Raw genomic sequence first — 10,334 nt, 5'->3', positions numbered from 1 at the left:
AGACGCGGCGTAGGACAGCGTTCGATCATGGAAGTTTAGCCAGCGCGGCGATATAGCCCGGTGGTCATGCGAAGCGACCCCATGAAAAAGGGCGACCTCTCGGCCGCCCTTTCACTGTTTCTCTTCCGATCCGGCCTACTGCAGCTTGTCGCTGAGGATGCGCGGGGTCACGAAGATCAGCAGCTCCGCCTTGTCGTTCTGCCGCGAAGTCTTGCGGAACAGCATGCCGATGCCGGGGATGTCGCCGAGGCCGGGCACCTTGGTCACGGTGTTCTGCTTGGTGATCTCGTAGATGCCACCCAGCACCACCGTCTGTCCGTTGTCGACCAGCACCGAGGTGTTGAGCTCGCGGGTGTCGATCTGCGGCACCTGGCCACTGCCCGGGGCATCGATGAACTTCGCCAGCGCGTCCTTCTTGACGTTGATCTTCAGGTACACGCGATTGTCGGCGGTGATCGTCGGGGTGACCTTCAGCTCCAGCACGGCGTCCTTGAACTGCACGGTGGCGGTGCCGCTGCCGGCCGCACCGGTGGCGCTGTTCTGGTAGGTCACGTAGCCGATCTGCTGGCCTTGGCGGATGACCGCCTCCTGCTGGTTGGCGGTGATCACGCGCGGGCTGGAGATCACCTCACCACGCCCCTCGGTCTGGGCGGCGGACAGTTCCAGATCCAACGCATAGTTGGCGCCGAGGATCGCCAGGCCGAGGCTGCCGCCAGGCGTGGTGGTCGGCAGGTTCACGTTGAGCCCGCCGGACCCCAGCGAGGCCGCCGCTCCGTTGTTGCCGATGTTGGTTCCCAGTGCACCACCCAGTTGCAGCACCTGACCGCTCGGATTGGTCTGGGCGCCGTTGATGCCAAACTTGGCGCCCAGCTCCCGGGTGAACTGGTCGGTCGCCACCACGATGCGCGACTCGATCAGCACCTGCTGGACCGGGCGATCGAGCACGGCGACGAGCGCGCGGATCTCCTTGATCTTCTCCGGCGTGTCACTGATCAGCAGGGTGTTGGTGCGGTTGTCGTAGGAAACGCTGCCGCGCGGCGAGAGGAAGCCACGGCTGGCATTGGCAGACGCACCGCCGCCACCGCCCGAACCCGTACCCTGCTTGGCCTCGGTCGTGAGCAGCTTGGCGATATCTGCCGCCTTGCCATAGCTGATCGGGACGTAATCGGTCACCAGCTCGGCGTTGTCCTCGGCCTTCATCCGGGCGTCGGCCAGATCCTGTTCGTACTTGGCCAGCTCCTGCTGCGGGGCGATCCAGATCACGTTGCCGTTGCGGCGCTTGTCCAGACCCTTGGCGCGCAGCACCACGTCCAGCGCCTGGTCCCATGGCACGTTCACCAGGCGCAGGGTCACGCTACCGCCCACCGAGTCCGATGCCACCAGGTTGAGGCCGGAGATATCGGCAAGGAGCTGCAATGCCGAGCGCACCGGAATGTCCTGGAAATTGAAGGTCACGCGGCTGCCGGTGTAGACCGGTTCCTGGCCCTTGGCCAGCTTGCCCGTGGCCGCTTCCTTCTTCTTCGGTGCGATTTCGACCACATACTGGTCGCCCGACTGGTAGGCGGACGTCTCGATGTTGCCCGACGTGCTGATCTCCATCTGCGCGCCATTGCCGGCCGCGCGAGTCACGATGGCCTGCACGGGGGTCGCGAAATCCATCACGTCCAGACGCTGCGCCTGGCTGGGCGGCAAGTTCACGTGGTCAAGATCCACGATGACCTTGTCTCCTTCGCGGCGCATGTTGGGACTGGCGCCGGCGCCGCTGAAGTTCACCAGCACGCGCCCTTCGCCATTGGGGCCGCGGCGGAAATCGATGTTGGATACGGCCGGACCGCTGCTCGCCGAGGGCAGGCGCTTGGAAGGATCGATGTTCGCCGCGGTGGTGGTGGTCTGGGCGTCGGTGCCGTTGTTGACCGTCAGAACCAGGCTGTTGCCGTCCACCCGGGTGGTGTAGCTGGAAGGACGGATCAGGTCGACCACCACGCGCGTGCGATCACCTGCCGACACCGCGGAGATGCCCGACAGGGAGCCCTTGCCGACATCCATGTGCCGCGCTGCAGCGTTGGCCGTGTCGGCGAAGTCGACGGCAATGCGCGGCGGCGTGTCGGTGGTGAAGATCTTCGGCTCGGGCACCTGGCCCTGCTCGAAGTTGATGTGCAGCTCGATGCGACCACCAGGCAGCACGTCGTAGCTGATGTCTTTCAGCGTGGAGGTGGTGGCTGCCAGGGTCGCCTGCGACCACAGGGATCCCGCGGCGAACAGGAGAATCACCAGGTAGCGGCTCGCGTGGCGCATGATTCGGCCCTGAACAGGTGTGTTTTGGTTGCTCATTGCATCAGCCCCTGTGTTTCCTATTTCTCGCCGAGCGCGATGCTGGCCGGACGCTCCATCCAGCCACCATTACCGTTGGAGATCAGTTCGATCAGATCGACATGGTCGTCGCTGATCGCCGTGATTCGGCCGTAGTTCTGGCCCATGTATTCGTTCTTGTGCACGCGGTGAATGACGCCACCCGGGTCCTTGATGAGGACCTCCATGCCAGCCCCCTTGCCGATCGTGCCCACCATCTTCAGGCTGTCGAGCGCAAACATCTCCAGCGGCTCCTTCGGGCGGTTCTCGTCCGGGCGCGGGCCGGTGGACGCCGTGCTGGTGGACGGCTGGGTTTCGGCAGAGCTGGGACTGAAGGGATCACGATCCCCCTGGTCCTTGTACTCGAACGTCTCGAAGGTGCGGATCACCGGCAGCGGCTCGATCGGGGCCCCCTTCTTCTGCTTTTCCTTGGCGACCCAGGTCCGCAGATCGGACATGCCGCGCGTGCACCCAGCCAGAGCGATGAGCGCGCCGCAAAGCGCGGCGATGCGAAGCCCGCGACCAGGGTTCGTGGCGAAAGACCGGCTCATTTCCGCCCCCTCTTGTTGCCCGCTGCATGCTTCTTCGCGTCGCCGGTCTCGTCGTCATCGAGGTAGCGATAGGTTTTCACCGTGCCCTGCAGCACGAGCTTGCCGCCGCCATCGGCCGAGGGATTGGCCGGCGTCAGCGAAACATCGTGCAGGGTCAGGATCACCACGCGCGGCAGCGAAGCGACGCCGCTGATGAAGGTACCGAACTGATGATAGGTACCGCTCATCTTCAGCGCGATCGGCTTTTCGGCGTAGAAGTCCTTCGGCGTCTCGGCCCCCGGGACAAAGGAGTCGACCTCCAGACCTGCAGACAGCGCGGTCTGGGAGATGTCCACCAGCAGCTCCGGCATCTCGGTCTTGCTGGGCAGCTGGCGAAGCAGCTGCCGCAGCATGTCCTGCATCTCGTCGAGCTGCTGCTGCAGCGCTTCGAGATTCACGGCCTTGGCCTGCTTGGTCACGAACTCCTGCTTGAGGGATTCTTCCTTGTTCGCCAGCGACTGCAACTGATCCTGCTGGTCGCTGATGTACAGGTACCAGCCGAAGAACCCGATCAGGGCGAACAGCGCGACGGTGAAGAAAATCTTTACCGACTGGGGCCAGCCACCGATGTTGTTCTTGTCGAGGCTGCGCAGATCATCGAAGAACTTCACGGCTTGGCCCCCCCCGTCGTCGGCTTGGCACCTGTGGCAGGCGCGGCCCCCGAATGGCCGGCTGGCGTCTTGTCATCCGGTACAGGCACGGGCTGACCGTCGTCCTTCGGTCGGCTCAATGTTACGTTCAAGCCGAACACATAGGGCATCCGGACGTCCTTGTGTACGTTCTCGGTCTTGCGCAGGTCGGCGTGCCCCATCCAGGGCGACGCCTCGATGTTGCGCATGTACTCCGCCACGCTGGCATTGGACTGGGCGACGCCGTCGAGCGACATCGAATCGCCGGTCTGCTTCAGGCCGGTGAGACGAGCGCTGGCCGGGATGGTCTTAACCAGCTCGTCGAACAAGTGGACCATCTGCGAGCGATTCGCCTGGAGCTGCTCGATGATCTGCTTGCGCGCCAGCAGGCGATCGCGAACCTTCTCCAGGTCCTTGATCTTGGCGATCTTCTCGTCAAGCTGGTGGATTTCGGTCTGCAGGTAGGCGTTGCGCTCGTTCTGGTTGTCGATCCGCAGGTCCATCCACCAGCCCCACAGGATCAGGCACAGCAGCGCGGCCACGAAGGCCGCACCCAGCTGCATGAAGAACTCGCGCTCGCGCTGCTTGCGGCGTTCGGCGCGCCACGGAAGGAGGTTGATATGTGCCATCAGTCGAAGCTCCTCAGCGCCAGGCCGACCGCAATCATCAGCGCCGGGGCATCCTGGGCCAGAGCCTGGGCCTGCACGCGCGAGGACAGCGACATGCGTGCGAGCGGATTGGCCACCACACAGGAGATGCCCAGCTGCTCCTCCAGCATCGGGCCAAGCCCCTCGATGGAGGCACAACCGCCTGCGAGAACCACCTGGTCCACCTTGCTGTACTCGCTGCCGGCGAAGAAGAACTGGAGCAGGCGGCTGATCTGCTGGATTAGCGACTCCTTGAACGGCTCCAGTGCTTCGGTCTCGTACGATTCCGGCAAACCACCCTTGCGCTTGGCCCGTCCGGCTTCCTCGTAGGAGAGTCCGTAACGGCGCATGATCTCGTCGGTGAGCTGCTTGCCGCCGAACACCTGCTCGCGGGAATAGATGGTGCGCTGGTTGCGCAGCACGGAGAGCGTGGTCATGGTGGCGCCGATGTCGACTACGGCAACCAGGGCGTCGCGTCCCACGTTCAACTGGTCGGCCAGCATCGCGAAGGCGTTTTCCAGTGCGAAGGCCTCGACGTCGATCACCTTGGCGCTCAGGCCGCCGAGATCGAGCGCCGCCACGCGCATGTCGACGTTCTCGGTCCGCGACGCGGCGAGCAGGATGTTGTTCATGTCCGGGTTGTCGCGAACCGGCCCCAGCACCTCGAAGTCGAGACTCACTTCCTCGATCGGGTAAGGGATGTACTGGTTCGCCTCCACCTGGATCTGGCCTTCCAGATCGTCCTCGGAAAGCTCCGCGGACATCGGGATGACCCGGGTGATCACGGCCGAGCCGGCCACGGCGGCACAGGCGTGCTTGAGCTTGGAGCCCGAGCGGGCCAGGGCGCGCCGGATCGCCTCGCCGACCGCCTCGACCTCGACGATGTTCTTCTCGACGACGGCATTCGGGGGCAACGGCTCCACCGCGTAGTGCTCCACGCGGTAACGCCCTCCGGCCTGGCTCAGCTGCAGCAGCTTGACGGCAGTCGAACTGATGTCGACGCCGATCAGCGGCGGCTTCTTGGGTGTGAAAAGACCCACGGTTTGTCCCCCTTACCCCTAGCGCTCCGAGCCGGAATCCGGCGGCTGCGCGCTGGCATTAAATCCAAAAATTAACGCAATAGCAACGGTATACGGCCACTTTCTCGACTCAGTGGCGTGATGGGACACACATTTGAGTCACTGGAGTTCGACTGGTGCAGCTTCCTGCGAAAGACCGCCGGCCGCGTGATGGATACTGCTACATCTATACTCTGGCACGTTTTGACTCAGGTCTCGCTACCTCAATACTCATGCGAATTTTCAAGCGTTTGCTCCGCTGGGCACTGATCCTGGCCTTCTCGGGACTGCTGCTCGGCGTAGCCGCACTCGGCGTCGCCTATTGGCTCATCGCCCCCCGCCTGCCCAACGTCGACCAGCTCAAGGACTACCGCATGCAGGTCCCGCTCCGTGTGGAGAGCGCGGACGGGAAGCTGATCGCGACCTTCGGCGAGACCCGTCGCATCCCGGTGGACATCGCCCACGTGCCGGACCGCCTGAAGCATGCCGTGCTGTCGGCCGAGGACGCCGATTTCTACAGCCACCCGGGCTTCGACTGGCACGGCATCGCGCGCGCCGCCTGGCACGTGATCATCTCGGGTGGCGAGAAGGGCTCCGGTGGCTCGACCATCACCCAACAGGTGGCACGCAACTTCTTCCTCAGCCCCGAGAAGCTCTACTCGCGCAAGCTGATCGAGATCTTCATCGCGGTGCGGATGGAGAACGAGCTGACCAAGGACCAGATCCTCGAGCTCTACCTCAACAAGATGTTCCTCGGCCATCGAGCCTACGGCGTGGCAGCGGCCGCGGAGTACTACTACGGCAAGACGCTCGACCAGCTCACCATCGCCGAGTGCGCCACCATCGCCTCGACCTTCCAGCTGCCGTCGGCGGTGAACCCGATCAACAGTCCGGCCCGCATGCTGGCCCGCCGCAACTGGGTGCTGGGGCAGATGCTCGAGCACCGCTACATCAGCAAGCAGGAATACGAGCAGGCGATCAGGGAACCGAACAACGCCTACCCGCACGAGCAGCCGATCGAGGTCGAGGCACCGTACCTGGCCGAGATGGTGCGCCGGCAGGTGCTCGACCGGCTCGGCAACGATGCCTTGACCGACGGCTACGTGGTCAAGACCACCCTCGACAGCCAACGCCAGACCGATGCCGTGCAGGCGCTGCGCGACGGCCTGGTGGCTTACGACCGCCGCCACGGCTGGCGCGGCCCCGAAGCCCACACCGACCTGCCGGCGGACGCCGGCACCAAGGCGTTCGACGACGCGCTCGCCAGCTACTCGAGCGTGTCCGGCATGTTGCCAGGCGTGGTCACCGCGGTGACGCCGCAACAGGCAACGGTCTATCTCTCCTCTCGCGAGAGCGCCACGCTGGACCTGGCCGCCGTGTCGTGGGCCCGCCCCTATGTCAGCGACACCCGCACGGGGGCCAGCCCTAAGACGGTGGACACCGTGCTCAAGCGCGGCGACATCATCCGGCTCGCCCGCAACGACAAGGGGGAATGGGAGCTGGCGCAGATCCCGAAGGTGCAGGGCGCATTGGCGTCAGTGAACCCGGAGGATGGCGCGATCGAGGCACTGGTCGGCGGCTTCAACTTCGCCCGCAGCAAGTTCAACCGCGCGGTGATGGCCGCCCGCCAGCCCGGCTCCAGCTTCAAGCCCTACATTTATTCGGCCGCCTTCGAGCGAGGCTTCACCCCTGCCTCCATCCTCAACGACGCGCCGCTGGCCCTGCCCGACCCGTCCAAACCGGGTGGGCTGTGGACCCCTGCCAACGACGACAACAAGTTCGACGGCCCGATCCGCCTGCGCCAGGCGCTGGTGGAGTCCAAGAACCTGGTCTCGGTGCGCCTGCTCGACGCCATCGGCGTGAGCTTCGCCCGCGAGTACGCCACGCGCTTCGGCTTCTCGCTGGACGCCCTGCCCGCCAACCTGTCCATGGCGCTGGGCACCGCATCGGTCTCGCCGATGGACATGGCGCGTGGCTATTCGGTGTTCGCCAACGGTGGCTATCTGGTGAAGCCCTACTTCATCAAGGAGATCGACGACCGCGACGGCAAGCCGGTGTATTTGGCCAATCCCGCCCGCGCCTGCCGCTCGTGCCAGGAACGGCTGCTCAATCCGCAACCACCAGGTCCGCCGCCGGCGGAGAAGAGCGCCGCCCCGGCAACTTCGCCCGCCACTTCGGCCTCGGCGCCGGCGGGCGCTGCCAGCCTCGCCGACGTCGGCGACGCGGTGCTGCCGGAGGACGCCCACGGCGAGGCCAAGGCTCCCCCGGTGCTGGCACCGCACGTGATCGACATCCGCAACGATTACCTGATCACCTCGCTGATGAAGGACGTGATCCTGCATGGCACCGGCGCGGCGGCCCGGGCACTCAATCGTCCCGACCTGGCCGGCAAGACCGGTACTACCAACGATCATCGCGACGCATGGTTCGTCGGCTTCAACGGCGACCTGTCGACGGCGGTGTGGGTGGGCTTCGACGACTTCACCTCGCTGGGGCGCGCCAATGGCGTGGCCGAGTTCGGTGCGCAGGCCGCCCTGCCGATCTGGATGCAGTACATGGGCGCGGCACTGAAGGGGCTGCCCGAGAACTCGCTGCCCATGCCCCCCGGCATCAGCACGATCACCATCGATCGCACGACCGGCCTGCCGGCACCGCCGGGCGACACCGACACCATGCCCGAGGTCTTCAAGGTCGAGGACCTGGACAAGCTGCGCAGCCAGGCGGCGCAGCAACAGGACAAGGACAAGAAGCACGCCTACGACATTTTCTGATTCAGCAGGTAGGATCGATCCCGCGACTGCCGCCCGGCCCCGGGCGGCGGCCACCGAGGAAGGAGCGAGACATGGCCCGAGGCGAGCACCACCGCATCCACGCCCATGACCGCCTGCAGCGCAACCGGCTGCGCGTCGCCCAGGAGGCGGCCCGGCTGATGAGCGAGCACGGCATCCGCGATTTCCATCATGCCAAGCTGAAGGCCTCCGAGCGGCTCGGCATCCTGGATGCGCAAAGCCTGCCCCGCAACGACGAGATCGAGCGCGCACTGCGCGAGCACCAGCGGATCTTCCAGGCCGACAGCCAACCGCAGCATCTGCGACGCTGTCGCGAGGCCGCGGTGGAAGCCATGCGTTTCCTCGATGACTTCCAGCCACGCCTGGTGGGCGCTGTGCTGGAGGGGACTGCGGACGCACACTCGGCGATCTGCCTGCATCTTTTCAGCGATGACCCCGAGGCAGTGCTGCGCTTCCTGCATGGACGCGGCGTGCCGTACGAAACCCAGACCCGGCGACTGCGCACCAGCCGCGACGACACGGCCGAGTTCCCGGTGGTGCTGTTTTCCGCCGATGGCCTGTCCTTCGACCTCACGGTGCTCCCGGTCGATGCGCTGCGCCAGGCGCCCGTCGATCGTGTCGACGAGCGGCCGATGCGGCGCGCAGGGTTGGCTGCGGTGGAGCAACTGCTGCACGAGCAGGACGAGGAAGACGCACTGGAGCGCAAGCTCGCCGCGCTGCGCTGAAAAGCAAAACGCCCCGGTCACCCCGGGGCGTTTTTCCTGAGACGGTCCATCCGGCTTGATGCCGGACGGAAGCCCGGGTCAGCGCTTGTCGGCAGGCACGAAGTCACGCGGCGCCGAACCGGTGTAGACCTGGCGCGGACGGCCGATGCGCGCCCCCGGGGTCTCGTGCTGCTCGATCCAGTGCGCGATCCAGCCGGCGGTGCGGGCGATGGCGAACATCACGGTGAACATCTCGGTCGGGATGCCCAGCGCCTTGTAGATGATGCCCGAGTAGAAGTCGACGTTCGGGTACAGCTTGCGCTCGACGAAGTACTCGTCCTTCAGCGCCGCTTCTTCCAGCTTCATCGCCACGTCAAGCAGCGGGTCGTTGACACCCAGTTCGCCCAGCACCTTGTGGCACATCTCGCGGATGATCTTGGCGCGCGGATCGAAGTTCTTGTAGACGCGATGGCCGAAGCCCATCAGGCGGAAGTTGTCGTTTTTGTCCTTGGCGCGCTTGACCGCGGTCTCGACCTTGTCCGGCGTGCCGATCTCCTCGAGCATCTTCAGCACCGCCTCGTTGGCGCCGCCGTGCGCCGGACCCCACAGCGCGGTGATGCCGGCGGCGATCGAGGCGTACGGATTGGCGCCGGTCGAACCAACCAGCCGGACGGTCGAAGTGGAGGCGTTCTGCTCGTGGTCGGCGTGCAGGATGAACAGCAGATCCAGCGCCTTGGCGGCCACCGGATTGAGTTGCAGCGGCTCGCTCGGCACCTCGAACATCATGTGCAGGAAGCGCGTGACGTACTCGAGGTTGTTGCGCGGATAGCGCATCGGCCAGCCGATCGAATAGCGGTACGCAGCCGCGGCGATGGTCGGCATCTTGGCGATCAGGCGGATCGCGGCGAGCTTGCGGTCTTCCGGGTTATCGACATCGAGGTCGTCGTGGTAGAACGCCGACAGCGAGGCCACCGAAGCGGCCAGCATCGCCATCGGGTGGGCGTTGTGGTGGAAGCCCTGGAAGAAGTTCTTCAGCGACTCGTGCATCATCGTGTGATGCGTGATCTGGTGCTCGAAGCTGGCGAACTCGGCCTGCTTGGGCAGCTCGCCGTTGAGCAGCAGGTAGGCCACCTCGAGGAAGCTGGATTTCTCGGCCAGCTGCTCGATCGGGTAACCGCGATACAGCAGCACGCCCTGGTCGCCGTCGATGTAGGTGATGGCGCTCTTGGTGGCGGCGGTGCTGCCGAAACCCGGGTCGTACGTGAAATGGCCGGTATCCTTGTACAGCGTGCCGAGGTCGATGCACGACGGCCCCAGCGTGCCGCTCACCAGGGGCAGCTCGCTGCTGCGGTTGTTCGACTCGTCGGTCAACTTGACGATCTTGGACTCGGACACGGAAACCTCCTTCACGTATGTCACCGCCGCAGGCGGCCACGGTCGCGGCACCGGCTGGCGAGGGAATCGGGACAGCGCCGGCTGGGGAAGACCGCCGCTGCGACGGGCTTCGATGCGCCCGGGCCCGCCATTATCGCACAACCTCCCTGCGGACATGCGTCGGCGGATGGTCG

At 65.4% G+C, this 10,334-nt stretch carries 8 protein-coding genes; 2 read left to right on the top strand and 6 right to left on the bottom strand.

What is annotated here, in order from left to right; genetic code table 11:
* Window positions 1–135: 135 nt before the first annotated feature.
* Genes NC595_RS19740 through NC595_RS19720 form a run of 5 tightly spaced genes read right to left on the bottom strand, consistent with a single transcriptional unit; the run spans window position 136 to window position 5,255 of the window.
* The gene (locus NC595_RS19740) at window positions 136–2,295 is read right to left on the bottom strand and encodes a type IV pilus secretin PilQ (RefSeq protein ID WP_253569088.1); all 2,160 of its coding nucleotides are present in this window, start codon (window positions 2,293–2,295) and stop codon (window positions 136–138) included.
* Between the two features lie 56 nt (window positions 2,296–2,351).
* Window positions 2,352–2,900, bottom strand: a complete 549-nt coding sequence (locus tag NC595_RS19735) for a pilus assembly protein PilP (RefSeq protein WP_253569087.1) — start codon at window positions 2,898–2,900, stop codon at window positions 2,352–2,354.
* Window positions 2,897–3,550, bottom strand: a complete 654-nt coding sequence (locus NC595_RS19730; protein ID WP_253569086.1) for a type IV pilus inner membrane component PilO — start codon at window positions 3,548–3,550, stop codon at window positions 2,897–2,899. Before NC595_RS19730 ends, NC595_RS19735 begins: the two co-directional genes overlap by 4 nt.
* Window positions 3,547–4,197: a PilN domain-containing protein gene (locus tag NC595_RS19725; RefSeq protein WP_253569085.1), complete on the bottom strand. Its 651-nt coding sequence runs from the start codon at window positions 4,195–4,197 to the stop codon at window positions 3,547–3,549. The genes NC595_RS19730 and NC595_RS19725 overlap by 4 nt, the downstream gene beginning before the upstream one ends.
* Window positions 4,197–5,255: a type IV pilus assembly protein PilM gene (locus NC595_RS19720; protein ID WP_253569084.1), complete on the bottom strand. Its 1,059-nt coding sequence runs from the start codon at window positions 5,253–5,255 to the stop codon at window positions 4,197–4,199. The genes NC595_RS19725 and NC595_RS19720 overlap by 1 nt, the downstream gene beginning before the upstream one ends.
* Before the next feature lie 251 nt (window positions 5,256–5,506).
* On the opposite strand from NC595_RS19720, the gene NC595_RS19715 reads away from it, so the two are divergent.
* Both NC595_RS19715 and NC595_RS19710 read left to right on the top strand, forming a co-directional pair.
* Window positions 5,507–8,044 carry a penicillin-binding protein 1A gene (locus NC595_RS19715; protein ID WP_253569083.1) on the top strand — a complete coding sequence of 846 codons (2,538 nt, stop codon included), beginning with the start codon at window positions 5,507–5,509 and terminating at the stop codon, window positions 8,042–8,044.
* Window positions 8,045–8,115: 71 nt separating this feature from the next.
* A complete protein-coding gene (locus NC595_RS19710) occupies window positions 8,116–8,787 on the top strand; it encodes a hypothetical protein (RefSeq protein ID WP_253569082.1) in 672 nt (223 codons plus the stop codon).
* A 78-nt stretch (window positions 8,788–8,865) separates the two neighbouring features.
* Here the strand turns inward: NC595_RS19710 and NC595_RS19705 are convergent, their stop codons facing one another.
* Window positions 8,866–10,161, bottom strand: a complete 1,296-nt coding sequence (locus NC595_RS19705) for a citrate synthase (RefSeq protein ID WP_253569081.1) — start codon at window positions 10,159–10,161, stop codon at window positions 8,866–8,868.
* Window positions 10,162–10,334 lie beyond the last annotated feature (173 nt).

Source organism: Dyella lutea (assembly GCF_024158035.1).
Taxonomy (GTDB): domain Bacteria; phylum Pseudomonadota; class Gammaproteobacteria; order Xanthomonadales; family Rhodanobacteraceae; genus Dyella_A; species Dyella_A lutea.
This window is presented reverse-complemented; position numbering and strand designations above follow the sequence as displayed.